Genomic DNA, 14,282 nt, shown 5'->3' with positions numbered 1-14,282 from the left:
GATCGGCGGTTCTTCGCGGGTTCCGTTCGTAACCTTGGCGGATGCCGAACATCCGCTCCATGCGCCGTCAGTCCCCCCGCGGACGACCCGACCGGTCCGAGCCGACCGGCAGGTCCGACGACGCAGTGCCCGCCGGCTTGCGGATCGGCGCGGCGTTCACCTGGCGCATCCTCGTCGTCGGTGCCGGCCTCGCCGTCCTGGTGGCGCTGGTCGTGCTGCTGCAGGACATCGTGGTGCCGTTCCTCATCGCGCTGCTGGTCTGCGCGCTCCTCATGCCGATGTCGTCGTTCCTGCAGCGGCACCGGTGGCCGAAGTGGACGGCGGTGCTGTCGAGCCTGGTGGCCTTGGTGCTGGCGCTCGGTGGGCTGGCGCTGCTCGTCACCGAGCAGGTGCGGTCCGACCTGCCGTCGCTCGAACGCCGGCTCCACCACAGCGTGCAGTCCCTGCGGACCCTGCTCGACAGCGAGCCGTTCGGGATCACGGCGAAGGACGTCGACTCGTGGGTGTCGAACGGCTTCGACTACCTGCAGGCGCACGCCGCGACGATCCTGTCCGGGTTCCAGGCCGCCGGAACCGGCGCCGTGCACGTGCTCGAGGGGCTGTTCATCATCGTGTTCACGACGCTGTTCGTGCTCATCGACGGCCCGCGCATCTGGGGGTGGGTCGTCCGGCTCTTCCCACGGCGCGCACGTGCTCGCATCGACGTCGCCGGGCACGCCGGCTGGAAGACCCTGACGAGCTTCATCCGCGTCCAGCTGGTCGTCGCCGTCACCGATGCCCTCGGCGTGACCATCGGCGCGCTCGCCCTGCAGATCCCGCTGGCGATCCCGATCGGCGTGATCGTGTTCTTCGGCGCGTTCGTCCCGGTCGTCGGGGCGATCGTCGCCGGTGCGGTCGCGGTGCTCATCGCCCTGGTCTTCAACGGCTGGGTGCCGGCGCTCGTGATGCTCGGCATCGTGGTGGTCGTGCAGCAGCTCGAGAGCCACGTCCTGCACCCGTTCCTGACCGGCACGGCCGTCAAGGTCCACCCGCTCGGGGTCGTCCTCGGGGTGACCGCGGGCACGACGATCGCGGGTGTCGTCGGCGCGTTCTTCGCGGTGCCGTTCATCGCCACCGTCAACGCGATGGTCGTGGCGGCGGCGAACTGGCGGCCGGGTGACCCGGAGCCGATGTCAGCGACGGTGCCGAAGCGCGAGCGGAGCGGTCCCGCCGCACGGCTCCTGGCCCGTGCCCAGGCCCGTGAGCGCCGTGCCGATCACGGCGGGGTCCAGTCGTAGCCGTCGATCCACCAGCAGTAGTACAGCCAGACCCACTGCAGCCCGACGAACGCCACCACGACGGCGACCCGGTACACGCGGGACCGCGGCAGCGCCACGATGCCGAGCAGCGGCGCGATCGGCACCAGGATCCGCCAGGTGCTCGACTGCGGGAAGAACACGGCGAGCAGGTACACGACGTAGGCGATGCCCCAGAGCCGCAGCTCGATCCCGATCACCCGTGCCGCGGGCATGCAGACGAACGCCACGAAGCCGACGACCACGACGGCCAGCAGGATCCCGCCGGCCGGCTGGTGGAACCACCACCCGAAGCCCTGGATCCACGGCGCGAACGGCACGAGCTCCTGCCACCCGACGTAGGACGACCGCCAGGCGAGCTCGGTGTCGGTGTAGGCCTTGGGCACCCCGGTGACGGCCCACGCGATCGCCGGCCACGCCAGGCCGACCAGTCCGGACACGACCGCGACCACGGCGGGCGGCACGAGGCGGCGCAGGGTGAGCGGCTCCGACGACCGCACCCACGCGGGCCGGATCGCCCACGCGCCGACGAACAGCGCGACGAGCAGCGCGAACGCGAGCCCGGTCGGCCGGGTCATGCCGAGCAGGAGCACGACGGGCAACATCGACCACCACCGCCGGTCGACCATGAGCAGCAGCGCGACGAGCAGCAGGAACAGCCCCATCGACTCGGCGTACGCCACCTGGAACATCGCCGACACGGGCGCGACGCAGAACAGCACGGTGGCGAAGGTCGCCCGCGCCGGGTCGAGGAAGCGCCCCATCAGGCGACGGAACACGAGCGCAGCGCCGAGCCCGGCGAGCAGCGAGACCGCCACCGCGACGAACTCGAACGACGCTCCGGTGAGCAGCATCAGGCCGCGCACCAGGAACGGGTACGCGGGCATGAACGCCCACGCGTTCTCGGTCACGTGCCCTGCCGCATCCACGGGCAGGGTCGACGGGTAGCCGCCGGTCGCGATCACGCGGTACCAGGCGCCGTCCCAGATGGACGCGAACGACAGGTACGCCGGGTGCTGGACGGTGAAGGAGTTCGCCGCCTGCACACTCGCGAAGGCCTGCATCATCAGTCCGGTGACGAACCGGGCGAGCACGTAGACGACCGTGATGCGGACCCACCACGGCACCACCCGGTAGCGGGCGCGCCAACGGGTGCGTGCAGGGGTCGGCCGGGTGGCCCCGGCCGTCGTCAGGCCGTCAGCCACCGACGGAGGCCGGCCTCGACCGCGGTGATCTGCGCGACCGGGACCTGCTCGTCGTCGTGGTGGGCGAAGACGGGCTCACCGGGGCCGTAGTTGACCGCGGGCACCCCGAGCGCCGAGAAGCGGGCGACGTCGGTCCAGCCGTACTTCGGCCGGGGCTCCGGGCCACCGACCGCCGACACGAAGTCCTGCGCGAGCGGGGCGTCGAGGCCGGGGCGGGCACCGGCGGCGAGGTCGACGATGGTCACGTCGTAGCCGTCGAAGAGCTCGCGGATGTGCGCCACGGCCTCGTCGGCCGAACGCGACGGCGCGAAGCGGTAGTTCACGTGCACCATCGCCTCGTCCGGGATGATGTTGCCCGCGATGCCGCCGCTGATCCCGACGGCGTTGAGGCCCTCGCGGTACTCGAGCCCGTCGACCGTGACGGTGCGGGGCTCGTAGGCGGCCAGCGTGGCGAGGATCGGTGCCGTCTTGTGGATCGCGTTGTCGCCGATCCAGCTGCGGGCGCTGTGCGAGCGCTTGCCGAACGTGCGGATCTCGGCGCGGAGGTTGCCGTTGCAGCCACCCTCGATCTGCGCGCCGGACGGCTCCCCCAGGATGGCGAAGTCGGCGGCCAGCAGTTCCGGACGGGTCCGGGCGAGACGGCCGAGGCCGTTCAGCAGGTCGCTGACCTCTTCGTGGTCGTACCAGACCCACGTGACGTCGACCGAGGGCTCGACCAGGTCGTACGCGAGCTTGAGCTGCACCGCGCAGCCGGCCTTCATGTCGACGGTGCCGCGACCCCACAGGATCTCGGTGCCGTCCTCGGCGGTGCGGAACTCGGTCGGCAGGTTGTCGTTGAGCGGCACGGTGTCGATGTGCCCGGCGATGACGACGCGACGGTCGCGGCCGAGGTTCGTGCGGGCGACGATCGCGTCGCCGTCCCGGATCACCTCGAGGTGCGGCAGCGGTGCGAGCACCGCCTCGATCGCGTCAGCGAGGGCCTGCTCGTTCCCCGACACCGATTCGATGTCGCAGATGGCACGGGTGATGTCGATGGACGAGGCGGTGAGGTCGAGCTGCTCCGGCATGCGGTCACCTTATCTGCCGTCGCCCCCGTCGCGCTGGCCCACGGCACGGCGGCCCGGGAGGCACGGTGCGGTTCCGCAGCGTCCGTCCGGTCGGTCCGGTGCTCCCGTCCAGTGCGTCGGTACCCTGGTGCGGTGACCGACACGACCGCTGCCACCGACCCGACCGCCACCGCCGACCGCCCGACGCACGCCTGGGGCCACGGCCTCGCGACGATCGCCGCCGACGGCACGACGCTCGACACCTGGTACCCGGAGACCCACCTCGGCCCGCTGCCGACCGACGCGGTGGTCCCCGCTGAACTGCAGGCGCACGTCGGCGACGACCCCCGCCGCGACGTCCGGATCGAGGCCGTCACCACCGAGGTCACCATCGACGCCGCCCCGACCAGCACCGAGGACGCGTACCTGCGCCTGCACCTGCTGAGCCACCTGCACGTGCGTCCGAACACCATCAACCTCGACGGGGTCTTCGGGTACCTGCCGATCGTCGCGTGGACGAACGCCGGGCCGGTCCACCCGGAGTCCCTGACCCGCCTGCGCCCGTCGCTGCAGCGCGCGGGCATCGCCGTGCACGCCATCGACAAGTTCCCGCGTCTGGTCGACTACGTCGTGCCGGACCGCGTCCGCATCGGTGACGCCAACCGGGTCCGTCTCGGTGCGCACCTGGCACCGGGCACGACCGTCATGCACGAGGGCTTCGTGAACTTCAACGCCGGCACGCTCGGCGACGCCATGATCGAGGGCCGCGTCTCGCAGGGCGTCGTCGTCGGCGACGGCACCGACATCGGCGGTGGTGCGTCCATCATGGGCACGCTCTCCGGCGGCGGCACACACCGGGTCTCCCTGGGCGAGCGCGCGCTGCTCGGTGCGAACGCGGGTCTCGGCATCTCCCTCGGCGACGACTCCGTCATCGAGGCCGGCCTGTACGTCACGGCCGGCACGAAGGTCGTCCTGGTCGGCGCCGCACCGAACCCGGACGGCACACCGAAGACCGTCAAGGCCGCCGAGCTGTCCGGCACCCCGAACGTCCTGTTCCGGCGCAACAGCCTGTCCGGCGCGGTCGAGGCCCTGCAACGCAAGGGCGAGGGCATCCAGCTCAACACCGAGCTCCACGCGTAGGACGCGTCGGACGGGAGGCCCGTGGCCAGGCCGCCACGGGCCTCCCGTCCGGCACTTCGTGAGCAGAAATGGTCGGGTCCCATCTCGGGACCCGACCATTTCTGCTCACGAAGCGGCTACCGCGCGGGGAGGTCCCGCTTCGGCGCACCCACGTAGAGCTGCTGCGGGCGACCGATCTTGTTGAGCGGGTCGTTGTTCAGCTCGCGCCACTGCGCGATCCAGCCGGGCAGGCGGCCGATCGCGAACAGCACCGTGAACATGCGCGGCGGGAAGCCCATCGCCTTGTAGATGATGCCGGTGTAGAAGTCGACGTTCGGGTACAGCTTGCGGTCGATGAAGTACTGGTCGCTCAGCGCGATCTGCTCGAGCTCCTTCGCGATGTCGAGCAGGTCGTCCTGCACGCCGAGGGACTCGAGGACCTCGTCCGCCGACTCCTTGACGAGCTTCGCGCGGGGGTCGTAGTTCTTGTAGACGCGGTGTCCGAAGCCCATGAGCTTCACGCCGCGCTCCTTGTTCTTCACCCGCTCGACGAAGCGCTGCACGGGCTCTCCGGAGTCCTTGATCTGCTGCAGCATCTCGAGCACGGCTTCGTTCGCGCCACCGTGCAGCGGCCCGTACAGGGCGTTGATGCCGGCCGAGATCGAGGCGAACATGTTCGCCTTCGTCGAGCCGACCAGGCGGACCGTCGCGGTGGAGGCGTTCTGCTCGTGGTCCTCGTGCAGGATGAGGAGCCGGTCGAGGGCCTTCGACAGCACCGGGTTCGGCTGGTAGGTCTCGGCCATGGTGCCGAAGTTCAGGCGCAGGAAGTTGTCGACGAACGACAGCCCGTTGTCCGGGTACAGGAACGCCTGCCCGATGGACTTCTTGTGCGCGTACGCGGCGATGACCGGCAGCTTGGCGAGCAGCCGCACGGTCTGCAGCTCGACCTTCTCCGGGTCGTCGACGTCCATGTCGTCCTCGTAGTACGTCGACAGGGCACTGACGGCGCTGGACAGCACGGACATCGGGTGAGCGGAGTGCGGGAGCGCGTCGAACAGGCGCCGGAGGTCCTCGTGCAGCAGGGTGTGCCGACGGATGCGGGCGTCGAAGTCGGCGAGTTCGGACTCGTCGGGCAGCTCGCCGTAGATCAGGAGCCACGCGACCTCGAGGAAGGTGCAGTTCGACGCGACCTGGTCGATCGGGTACCCGCGGTACCGCAGGATGCCCTCGTCGCCGTCGATGTAGGTGATCGCGCTCTTGGTCGACCCGGTGTTCACGAACCCGTAGTCGAGCGTGTTCATCCCGGTCTGCTTCTTGAACGTCGAGATGTCCATCGTGGACGCGCCGTCGACGCTCGGCAGGATCGGGAACTCCGCGCTGCCGCCCGGGTACGTCAGCGTCGCGGTCTCGCCCGTCTGTTCGGCGGCGGGACTCACGGGCACGGGCGTCGTGGGCGGTGTGGCCGTCTTCTGAGCGTCGTTGGCAGTGTCAGTCACGTTGACAGCCTAATCGCGGCGTCTGTCGCTCGTGCACACATCGATGGTCACGACTTGGTGGGAACCCCCGGTTGCGCTCCGGGCGGAATGCACGATCCGGCCGGTCGCGGGGTCCGTCCCCGCGCTACGCGGTGCCGAGCCGACGGCTGCTGGCCAGCCGCTGGGCCGCCGCGGCGATGCGCTCGTCGGTCGCCGTGAGGGCCACCCGGACGTGCTCCCCGCCCGCTGTGCCGTAGAACGTGCCCGGTGCGACGAGGATCCCGCGGTCGGCCAACCACGACACCGTGTCGAGCGCCGGCTCACCGCGGGTCGCCCAGAGGTACAGGCCGGCCTCGCTGTGCTCGATGCGGAAGCCGGCGTCCTCGAGTGCCCGTCGGAGCATGTTCCGGCGCGCCCGGTAGCGGGCCTTCTGCTGCTGCACGTGGGTCTGGTCCGCGAGTGCGACGATCATCGCTTCCTGCACCGGCAGCGGTGGCATCAGCCCCGCGTGCTTCCGGACCGCGAGCACGTCGGCGAGGATCCGGGCGTCACCGGCGACGAACGCCGCACGGTACCCGGCCAGGTTCGACTGCTTCGACAGCGAGTACACGCTGAGCACGCCGTCGACCGAGTCGCCGACGACCCGGGGGTCGAGGATCGTGGGGGTCGGGGTGGTCGCGTACTGCGGGTCCCAGCCGAGCTCGGCGTAGCACTCGTCGCCGACGATGACGGCACCGAGTTCGCGGGCGCGGTCAACCGCTGCGCGCAGGTCGTCGATGGAGAGCACGCGGCCGTCGGGGTTGCCGGGCGAGTTCAGCCACACCAGCTTCGTCGTCGCCGGCCACGCCGCCGGGTCGTCCGAGGCGAGGGCGTCCGCACCGACCAGGGCCGCGCCGAGCTCGTAGGTGGGGTACGCAGCGGCGGGGAACACCACGGTGTCGCCGGCGCCGATGCCGAGCCAGAGCGCCAGGCCGGCGATGAACTCCTTCGACCCGATCGTCGGCAGGGTGTGCGCCTCGGTCAGCTGCACCCCGTGCCGGCGGCCGTACCAGTCGGCGATGGCCTGCCGCAGCGCCGGGGTGCCGGCGACCTGCGGGTAGGCGTGCGCGTCGGTGGCGTCGGCGAGGGCGCGTCGGACGACCTCGGGGGTGGGGTCGACGGGCGAACCGACGCTGAGGTCGACGATGCCGCCTTCGTACCCGGCCGCACGCTGCTTGAACGGGACGAGCTGGTCCCAGGGGAAGTCGGGCAGGTCGAGCGCCACGTGCGTGTCCGGCTCAGCCGCGGGGCGGTTCGGCCATGACGACCGGGTGGTCCTTGTGGATCACACCGACCTTCGCGGCGCCACCGGGCGAGCCGACTTCCTGGAAGAACTCGACGTTGGCCTTGTAGTAGTCGGCCCACTCGTCCGGCAGGTCGTCCTCGTAGTAGATGGCCTCGACCGGGCAGACCGGCTCGCACGCACCGCAGTCGACGCACTCGTCGGGGTGGATGTACAGCGAGCGATCGCCCTCGTAGATGCAGTCGACGGGGCATTCGTCGATGCAGGCACGATCCTTGACGTCGACACAGGGCTGGGCGATCACGTAGGTCACGGTTCGGGTGCTCCCTTCGACGAGCGGGTTCGAGTCTACTCGCGGCCCGGGGCCGTCCGGGACCGCAGCCCCGACAGGTCCGGCCACGCGAGCACCAGGGCGGCGATGACGGCGGGCGCGAACGTCCAGACGTACCCGGCCGCGTTCGCCAGCACGAGCGGGGAGCCCTGGCCGCCGACGGAGACGAGCACCTGCGTGGCGACGAGGATGCCGATGCCGATCGCGGCGACCATCGCCCGCGACCGGTACAGCAGCCGGATGCCCACGGTCAGCCCGATCACGAGCAGCGTGGTGATCACCGTGCCGATCGGGAACACGGCGGCGCCGACGGTCTGCTGGTGCGTCACGGTGCCGAGGCCGCCGGTGACGAGCCCGAGCACGAGCGCGACGGCGACCGCGGCGACCTTGCCCTGACCGGACATCTCGGCGTAGGTCTGCGGCGCCGGGGGCTGCGGGTCGGCGTCGTGCCGGAAGGCCTCGACCGCGGGGGCGTGCTCGCGGACGCCGTGCGGCATCACCCACGACAGCGCGGTCGGGTCGGCGGGGTCGACCGGGTCGACCGTGACCTGCGAGCGGTACTGCTCGACCGCGGCACGCACCTTCGCCCGCACCGGCAGGACGTCGACGGTGACGTCGGCGTCACCGGTGTCCGGGGCGACGATCATCGAGAACGCGACCTCTTCCGCCCGGGCCGCGTACCGAGCAGCGTGGTGCACACGCACGTGGTCGGGGTGCCCGTACCCGCCGTCGTCGGCGTAGCTCACGACCGCGTCCGCACCGGTGGAGCGGATCGCGGCACGGACGTCGTCGACGACCTCGCCGAGGTCGGCGGCGGTCAGCGAGTCGACGGGGGCGTCGTCGGCGGCGGTCGCCCGGCCGTCGGGCCCCCACTGCATGCCGGAGTCGACGTACCGTCGTTCCGGCAGGTCGGTGGGCCGCGCACCGCGACCGCCGAGCCACAGGTGCGCCGGGCCGCCGAGGGCCGCGAGCGCCGCGTCGATCTCGGTCTCACGGTGCGCGGCGACGCGCTGCGCGTCGCCGGCCAGGGGTGCGAGCCGCTCGGTGAGCATCTCGCCGCGCTCACCGCGGGTCGCCGTCAACACGGTGACCTCGGCGCCGAGCTCGAGCAGGGTCGCGATCGTCCCGCCGGACGACAGGGTCTCGTCGTCGGGGTGGGCGTGCACGAACAGGACGCGCTCGGGGCGCGTGACGGAGGCCTTCGACATCGCCCCCAAGGGTACGGGACTAGCGGGCCGTGACGATGTAGGTCGCGGTGACGCCGTCGTCGCCGTCCGAGAACGTGAGCACGACGCGGTACCCGTCGCTGCGGAACATCCCGAAGGCACTCGACGAGTCGGCACGCTTCGCCGACTCGGTGTAGCCGGCGTCGGCGAGCTGCTGCGCGGCGGAGGCGAAGTCGTCGACCGACCCGGCGCGCACCTGCACGACCCACCCGGAGCCGTTCGGTCCCGCTCCCCCGCCGAGCACCGTGCCGTCGACGAGCGGCACGTCGGACGACGGGAACCCGTCGGGCACCTTGCCGTCAGAGGTGACGTTCGCACCCTTGAGCGCCGTGTCGAGCGCCCCGTCGATGCCGCCCGCGACCGAGGACATGCCGTCCTGGATCGCCTTGCCGTCGATGCCCGCGACGCCGTCCGCGACCGTCGAGGCCACCGAGGACCCGAGGTCCGTCGCCTGCTTCACGGAGTCGGACGAGCAGCCGGTGAGTCCGGCCAGGGCGATGCCGGCGGCGACGGCGGCGATCAGCGGGGTACGGAGGGAACGCATGCGCCGACGGTAACGGGTGAGCCGGGAGGCACGGCGCGAGTTGGCTGTGAACGTCCTGTCCCCGGGACGGTCACCCGCGCGGCGGGGCCGCCCCGCGCCTCCCGTCCGCCTCGCGCGTACCTGGCCGAAACGGGCGTACCTGGTCCTTCGTTCCGACCAGGTACGCCCGTTCCCGCTTCCCACCGCCCGCGCGATGGGAAGGAAGCGTCAGGCGACGTAGGCGCGCGTCGCGGCCACCAGGGCATCGACGCCCACCGGGATCGCGGTCTCGGCCTGCGGCGCGTAGAACGGCGAGTGGTTGCTCGGGATGTCCTCGCCACGGCGGAACAGCTCCGGGTCGGTGATCCCCGTGAACCAGTACACGAGCGGGACGCCCGCCGCCGTCGCGAGCTGCCCGACGTCCTCCGACGCCATCGCCAGCCCGATCTCGAGCTCGCGCGCACCCGGCACGGCGGCGCTGACGGCCGCGAGCACCCGGGCAGCGGACTCCGCGTCGTTCACGGTCACCTCGGCACCGGGCGACCGCACGATCGTCGGCTCCGGCAGCCCGCCGGCGTCGCTCTCGGCACGGACGATCCGCTCGATCGACGCGATGATCCGCGCACGGGTCTCCTCGTTGCGGGCACGCGTCGAGATCTCGATGACGGCCTGGTCGGGGATGATGTTGGCGCGGGTGCCGGCGTGGAAGCTGCCGACGGTGACCACACCGGCGTCGCTCGGCGAGACCTCGCGCGAGACGACGGTCTGCAGCCGCACGACGGCGGACGCGGCGGTGACGACCGGGTCGAGGGATGCCTGCGGCGCGGACCCGTGCGCCCCGCGACCGTTGAAGGTCACCGTGAGCCGGTCACTCGACGCCATCACGGGGCCGGAACCGATCGCGACGATGCCGACCGGGGCCGGAGCCGAGTGCTGACCGAGCACGACGTCGGGCTTCGGGAACCGGTCGACCAGGCCGTCCTCGACCATGGCGCGGGCGCCGGAGATGACCTCCTCCGCCGGCTGGAAGACGCCGACGACCGTGCCGCTCCACTGGTCCTTCGTGGCGACGAGGCGCTCGAGCGTGCCGAGCAGCCACGTGACGTGGATGTCGTGGCCGCAGGCGTGCATCGTCGGGACGTCGTTGCCGTCCTCGTCGGTGCCGCGGTGCTGGCTGGCGTAGGACAGACCCGTGCGCTCCTGGACCGGCAGGCCGTCCATGTCGGCGCGGAGCCACACGACCGGGCCCTCGCCGTTCGACAGGACGCCGACGACACCGGTGCCACCGACGCCGGTGGTCACCTCGATGCCATCGAGTTCGGCGAGGCGGTCGGCCACGATGCCCGCAGTGCGGTGCTCCTGGAAACCGAGCTCGGGGTGGGCGTGCAGGTCCTGGTACAGCGAGAGGAGGTCGAGGGTCACGGCATCCACCGTAACCCCCGACCTCCTCAGGTCGTGCTCTTGCTGACGCGACGCGTCGCTTGGTGCTTACGCGTCCTGACGCTTCAGGCGGGCGTACGAGCGCTGGCGGGCCTGCGCGTCGAGCTCGACCTTGCGGATGCGGACGACGGCCGGGGTGACCTCGACGCACTCGTCCTCGCGCGCGAACTCCAGGCACTCCTCGAGGGAGAGCTGGCGCGACGGCGTCATCGACTCGAAGGAGTCGGCGTTCGCCGAACGCATGTTCGTGAGCTTCTTCTCCTTCGTGATGTTGACGTCCATGTCGTCGGCGCGCGAGTTCTCGCCGATGACCATGCCCTCGTAGACCTCTTCGGTGGGGTTGACGAAGAACGTCATCCGCTCCTGCAGGTTCGTGATGGCGAACGGCGTGACGACACCCGAACGGTCGGAGACGATCGAGCCGTTGATGCGGGTCTGGATCGGGCCGGCCCACTCGTCGTAGCCGTGCGAGATCGCGTTGGCGATGCCGGTGCCGCGGGTCTCGGTCAGGAACGACGTGCGGAAGCCGATCAGGCCGCGCGACGGGACGATGAACTCCATGCGCACCCAGCCGGTGCCGTGGTTCGTCATGTTCTCCATGCGGCCCTTGCGAGCGGCCATGAGCTGCGTGATCGCGCCGAGGTACTCCTCCGGCGTGTCGATCGTCATGTGCTCGTACGGCTCCTGCAGCTTGCCGTTCTCGTCACGCTTCGTGACGACCTGCGGCTTGCCGACGGTGAGCTCGAAGCCCTCACGACGCATCTGCTCGACCAGGATGGCGAGCGCGAGCTCACCACGGCCCTGGACCTCCCACGCATCGGGGCGACCGATGTCGAGGACCTTGAGCGAGACGTTGCCGATGAGCTCGCGGTCGAGGCGCTCCTTGACCATGCGGGCGGTCAGCTTGTGGCCCTTGACCTTGCCGACGAGCGGGCTGGTGTTCGTGCCGATCGTCATCGAGATCGCCGGGTCGTCGACCGTGATGGTCGGCAGCGGGCGGACGTCCTCGGGGTCGGTCAGCGTCTCACCGATGGTGATCGTGTCGAAGCCGGCGACGGCGACGATGTCACCGGGGCCCGCCGACTCGGCCGGGTAGCGCTCGAGGGCCTTGGTGATGAGGAGCTCGGTGATGCGGGCGTTCACGACGGTGCCGTCGTGCTTGACCCACGCGACCGTCTGGCCCTTCTTCATCGTGCCGTGGAAGATGCGCAGCAGCGCGAGACGACCGAGGAACGGCGACGCGTCGAGGTTGGTGACGTGGGCCTGCAGCGGGTGCTGGTCGTCGTACTTCGGCGCGGGGACGTGCTGCAGGATCGCTTCGAACAGCGGCTCGAGGTCGTCGTTGTCGGGCAGCGAGCCGTCGGCCGGCTTGTTGCGCGACGCGGCACCGGCACGACCCGAGGCGTAGACCACGGGGACGTCGAGGATCGCGTCGAGGTCGAGGTCGTCGACCTCGTCCGACAGGTCGGACGCCAGGCCGAGGAGCAGGTCCTGCGACTCGGAGACGACCTCGTCGATGCGGGAGTCGGGGCGGTCCGTCTTGTTGACGAGCAGGATCACCGGGAGCTTGGCGGCGAGCGCCTTGCGGAGCACGAAGCGCGTCTGGGGCAGCGGGCCCTCGGACGCGTCGACGAGCAGGACGACACCGTCGACCATGGAGAGGCCTCGCTCGACCTCACCACCGAAGTCGGCGTGACCCGGGGTGTCGATCACGTTGATGGTGATGGGGCCGTCCGCGCCGAACTCGGTCGCGTGCTTGCCGTTGTAGAGCACCGACGTGTTCTTCGCGAGGATCGTGATGCCCTTCTCGCGCTCGAGGTCGTTCGAGTCCATCATGCGGTCTTCGCCCTCGAAGTGGGCGTCGAACGAGTTGGTCTGCGTGAGCATCGCGTCGACGAGGGTGGTCTTGCCGTGGTCGACGTGTGCCACGATGGCGACGTTGCGCAGGTCGGACCGGGTGGCGAGCGCCATACAGGACATCCTTCAATTTCTGGGAGAGTGTCGGGCCAGTGATTTGTCGGCACCGCACCCGCGGGCAGAACGCCCGACACGCCAGTCTACCGGTAGTTCGCAACCGTCAGGAGTACAGCAGATGAGCCGACGGCGAACGTGGGTCGAGATCACCATCGTGCTGCTGCTCTCACTGGGTGCCAGCGCGCTGTACTCGATCCTCCAGATCATCGACGACCTGTCGCAGACGACCCCGCTCGGCGAGCAGTCCACGGCGCTCAACACGTCGTCGACGACGGTGCAGTACGTCGACCTGGCCCGGCAGCTGCTCGGCATCGCGGTGGACCTGGCACCGGTCGCGCTCGTCTGCTTCCTGCTGTGGAGCACGTCCCGCCCGCACCTGTCCCGGCTCGGCATCGACCGGTTCCGGGTGAAGCCCGACCTGGGCGGTCCGGCGCTCATCGCGCTGTGCATCGGGATCCCGGGGCTCGCCCTGTACTTCGCCGGGCGTGCGCTCGGCATCACGGTGAACGTGGACCCCGCTGCCCTGAACTCGTACTGGTGGACGGTGCCGGTCCTGCTGCTGTCCGCGATCCGCTCCGGCCTGCAGGAGGAGGTCATCGTGATCGGGTACCTCTACGCCCGGCTCGGCGACCTGGGCTGGGGGCGGTGGCAGGTGATCCTGTCGACGGCACTGCTGCGCGGGAGCTACCACCTGTACCAGGGCTTCGGCGCGTTCGTCGGCAACGCCGTGATGGGCATCGTGTTCGGCTGGATCTACACGAAGTGGGGCCGCCTGATGCCCTTGATCATCACGCACTGCCTGCTCGACGCCGCGGTGTTCGTCGGGTACCCCTGGGTCGCGAGCGCGTTCCCCCGGTTGTTCTCGTAGCGTGAGCACATGAGCATCCCCGAGGTCGGCGAGTCCGCGCCGACGTTCACCCTGCCGGGCATGATCGTCCGCGACGGGGTCCGCACCGACGACGAGTACGACCTGTCGTCGGAGATCGGCCGGACCGTGGTGCTCGCCTTCTACCCCGGCGACGCGACGGCCGTCTGCACCGCGCAGCTGTGCAGCTACCAGGCGGAGCTCGACGAGTTCGACGAACTGGGCGCCGTGGTGTGGGGCATCAGCCCGCAGGCCCTCGACTCGCACGAGACGTTCGCGCGCGGCTCCTCGCTCACGTTCCCCCTGCTGAGCGACACCGCCGGCTCGGTGATCCGCGACTACGGCGTGCGTGCGCCGGGGATCGGACTTCGCCGATCGGTGTTCGTGATCGGCCCCGACGGCATCGTGCGGTGGCGGCACGTCGGGCTGGTCGGTCTGCGGTTCCCGAAGGCCGAGACCATCCGAGAACAGATCGAACTGCTGGTCTCGTAACCGGATCCC

The 14,282-nt window shown here is 70.7% G+C and carries 13 protein-coding genes; 4 read left to right on the top strand and 9 right to left on the bottom strand.

The window, feature by feature from the left end:
* Window positions 1-41 precede the first annotated feature (41 nt).
* Window positions 42-1,277: an AI-2E family transporter gene (locus tag EDF42_RS15190; RefSeq protein WP_260235524.1), complete on the top strand. Its 1,236-nt coding sequence runs from the start codon at window positions 42-44 to the stop codon at window positions 1,275-1,277.
* Here the strand turns inward: EDF42_RS15190 and EDF42_RS15185 are convergent.
* Window positions 1,256-2,500 carry a hypothetical protein gene (locus EDF42_RS15185; protein WP_123673262.1) on the bottom strand — a complete coding sequence of 415 codons (1,245 nt, stop codon included), beginning with the start codon at window positions 2,498-2,500 and terminating at the stop codon, window positions 1,256-1,258. The two genes, EDF42_RS15190 and EDF42_RS15185, sit on opposite strands and share 22 nt — an antisense overlap.
* On the bottom strand, window positions 2,485-3,567 hold the full coding sequence (gene dapE / locus EDF42_RS15180) for a succinyl-diaminopimelate desuccinylase (RefSeq protein WP_123294103.1): 1,083 nt from the start codon (window positions 3,565-3,567) through the stop codon (window positions 2,485-2,487). Before dapE ends, EDF42_RS15185 begins: the two co-directional genes overlap by 16 nt.
* A 132-nt stretch (window positions 3,568-3,699) precedes the next feature.
* Between dapE and dapD the strand changes: the two genes are divergently transcribed.
* Window positions 3,700-4,686: a 2,3,4,5-tetrahydropyridine-2,6-dicarboxylate N-succinyltransferase gene (gene dapD / locus EDF42_RS15175; RefSeq protein ID WP_123673118.1), complete on the top strand. Its 987-nt coding sequence runs from the start codon at window positions 3,700-3,702 to the stop codon at window positions 4,684-4,686.
* A 116-nt stretch (window positions 4,687-4,802) separates the two neighbouring features.
* On the opposite strand, the gene EDF42_RS15170 is transcribed toward dapD, so the two are convergent.
* The 7 genes from EDF42_RS15170 to typA all read right to left on the bottom strand — a co-directional run bounded on the left by EDF42_RS15170 (window position 4,803) and on the right by typA (window position 12,913).
* Window positions 4,803-6,101: a citrate synthase gene (locus tag EDF42_RS15170; protein ID WP_123340789.1), complete on the bottom strand. Its 1,299-nt coding sequence runs from the start codon at window positions 6,099-6,101 to the stop codon at window positions 4,803-4,805.
* Between the two features lie 184 nt (window positions 6,102-6,285).
* Window positions 6,286-7,404: a succinyldiaminopimelate transaminase gene (gene dapC / locus EDF42_RS15165; protein WP_123673116.1), complete on the bottom strand. Its 1,119-nt coding sequence runs from the start codon at window positions 7,402-7,404 to the stop codon at window positions 6,286-6,288.
* 13 nt (window positions 7,405-7,417) lie between these two features.
* On the bottom strand, window positions 7,418-7,735 hold the full coding sequence (gene fdxA, locus EDF42_RS15160; protein WP_069711637.1) for a ferredoxin: 318 nt from the start codon (window positions 7,733-7,735) through the stop codon (window positions 7,418-7,420).
* 35 nt (window positions 7,736-7,770) lie between these two features.
* The gene (locus tag EDF42_RS15155; protein WP_123673114.1) at window positions 7,771-8,961 is read right to left on the bottom strand and encodes a PIG-L family deacetylase; all 1,191 of its coding nucleotides are present in this window, start codon (window positions 8,959-8,961) and stop codon (window positions 7,771-7,773) included.
* A 19-nt stretch (window positions 8,962-8,980) separates the two neighbouring features.
* Window positions 8,981-9,523: a hypothetical protein gene (locus EDF42_RS15150; protein WP_123673112.1), complete on the bottom strand. Its 543-nt coding sequence runs from the start codon at window positions 9,521-9,523 to the stop codon at window positions 8,981-8,983.
* A 207-nt stretch (window positions 9,524-9,730) separates the two neighbouring features.
* A complete protein-coding gene (locus EDF42_RS15145; RefSeq protein WP_185040977.1) occupies window positions 9,731-10,924 on the bottom strand; it encodes an amidohydrolase in 1,194 nt (397 codons plus the stop codon).
* A 66-nt stretch (window positions 10,925-10,990) separates the two neighbouring features.
* Complete coding sequence (gene typA, locus EDF42_RS15140; protein ID WP_111084979.1) at window positions 10,991-12,913, bottom strand: translational GTPase TypA; 1,923 nt, start codon at window positions 12,911-12,913, stop codon at window positions 10,991-10,993.
* A 121-nt stretch (window positions 12,914-13,034) separates the two neighbouring features.
* Here typA and EDF42_RS15135 point away from each other — a divergent pair, with 121 nt between their 5' ends.
* Together EDF42_RS15135 and EDF42_RS15130 are read left to right on the top strand one after the other, a co-directional pair.
* Complete coding sequence (locus EDF42_RS15135) at window positions 13,035-13,784, top strand: CPBP family intramembrane glutamic endopeptidase (RefSeq protein ID WP_123294108.1); 750 nt, start codon at window positions 13,035-13,037, stop codon at window positions 13,782-13,784.
* 9 nt (window positions 13,785-13,793) lie between these two features.
* Window positions 13,794-14,273, top strand: coding sequence for a peroxiredoxin (locus EDF42_RS15130; RefSeq protein WP_123673108.1), 480 nt, complete (start codon window positions 13,794-13,796; stop codon window positions 14,271-14,273).
* Window positions 14,274-14,282: the final 9 nt, after the last annotated feature.

It is taken from the genome of Curtobacterium sp. PhB172 (assembly GCF_003752545.1).
Taxonomy (GTDB): Bacteria; Actinomycetota; Actinomycetes; order Actinomycetales; family Microbacteriaceae; genus Curtobacterium.
This window is presented reverse-complemented; position numbering and strand designations above follow the sequence as displayed.

Bases quoted from the DNA above. Each gene is read 5' to 3' on its own strand.
- EDF42_RS15190 (WP_260235524.1), top strand. From the start codon at position 42: ATGCCGAACATCCGCTCCATGCGCCGTCAGTCCCCCCGCGGACGACCC.
- dapE (WP_123294103.1), bottom strand. From the start codon at position 3,567: ATGCCGGAGCAGCTCGACCTCACCGCCTCGTCCATCGACATCACCCGT.
- EDF42_RS15155 (WP_123673114.1), bottom strand. From the start codon at position 8,961: ATGTCGAAGGCCTCCGTCACGCGCCCCGAGCGCGTCCTGTTCGTGCAC.
- EDF42_RS15150 (WP_123673112.1), bottom strand. From the start codon at position 9,523: ATGCGTTCCCTCCGTACCCCGCTGATCGCCGCCGTCGCCGCCGGCATC.
- typA (WP_111084979.1), bottom strand. From the start codon at position 12,913: ATGGCGCTCGCCACCCGGTCCGACCTGCGCAACGTCGCCATCGTGGCA.
- EDF42_RS15135 (WP_123294108.1), top strand. From the start codon at position 13,035: ATGAGCCGACGGCGAACGTGGGTCGAGATCACCATCGTGCTGCTGCTC.
- EDF42_RS15130 (WP_123673108.1), top strand. From the start codon at position 13,794: ATGAGCATCCCCGAGGTCGGCGAGTCCGCGCCGACGTTCACCCTGCCG.